The sequence below is a fragment of the Halalkalibaculum sp. DA3122 genome (assembly GCF_043951865.1).
GTDB lineage: Bacteria > Bacteroidota > Rhodothermia > Balneolales > Balneolaceae > JAMQKA01.
Genome location: NZ_JBINJF010000095.1, coordinates 1 through 1,098 on the forward strand (window position 1 = coordinate 1; position 1,098 = coordinate 1,098).

A 1,098-nucleotide genomic window follows, 5' to 3' on the forward strand; every position below is an offset into this window, starting at 1 on the left:
ACCGTTACGGTGATGGTGATCGCCTGCCCGCATGCACTGGGGCTGGCGGTACCGCTGGTCGTGGCCGTTTCCACCAGCCTGGCCGCCCAAAATGGATTCCTGATCCGCAACCGTACCGCATTTGAAGAAGCCCGCAATCTCGGAGCCATCATCTTCGATAAAACGGGAACACTCACCCATGGTGAATTCGGCGTAACAGACATCCTGACGTTCAATGGCTTTGAAGATAAGGATGAACTGCTGAAACTGGCCGGCTCGCTGGAGCAGAACTCTGAACATCCTATTGCCCGGGGCATCGTAAAGGCCACGGACGGGCTGATGAACGTAGAGGAGTTCAACTCCATCACGGGCAAAGGGATTGAAGGCCGCGTAGACGGCAAACAGGTCAAAGTGGTAAGCCCCGGCTACCTGCGTGAAAACAACATTGATCTGCCGACCGAGCAATATGAGCAGCTCTCGGGACAGGGCAAAACCGTGGTGTTCGTCATTATTGACGACCAGCTGCAGGGGGCGATCGCCCTTGGCGACAGCATCCGGGAAGATTCCCGCGAGGCTATTCAAAGCCTCCACGACATGGGGATCCAGTGTATCATGCTCACCGGTGACAACCAGCAAACAGCCGCTTATGTGGCCAACGAGCTCGGGCTGGATGATTTCTTTGCCGAGGTGCTGCCCGAGGAAAAAGCCGCCAAAATAAAAGAAGTGCAACAGCGCGGACTCAAAGTGGCCATGACCGGCGACGGTGTGAACGACGCCCCGGCCCTGGCGCAGGCCGACGTGGGTATTGCCATTGGCGCGGGTTCCGATGTAGCGGTAGAAACAGGAGACATTATTCTCACCCAAAGCAATCCCAAAGATGTAGCTTCATTAATCGCGCTGGCAAAAGCAACCTACCAAAAAATGGTGCAAAACCTGTGGTGGGCTACGGGATACAACGCCTTTGCGATACCATTGGCCGCAGGGGTTTTATACACTTATGGCATTATTCTGAGTCCCGCCCTGGGTGCTGTGCTAATGTCACTCAGTACCGTAATCGTGGCTATTAATGCCCGGTTCCTTAAAATCGAACGCTAAAAATGAGGTTATTATGAAACTTGT

1 protein-coding gene is annotated in these 1,098 nt (G+C 54.2%); it reads left to right on the forward strand.

Translation table 11 applies throughout. The features are described 5' to 3' along the window. A partial coding sequence (locus ACG2F4_RS19330; protein ID WP_395262585.1) for a heavy metal translocating P-type ATPase occupies positions 1 to 1,074 on the forward strand: 1,074 nt, incomplete at its 5' end. Positions 1,075 to 1,098 lie beyond the last annotated feature (24 nt).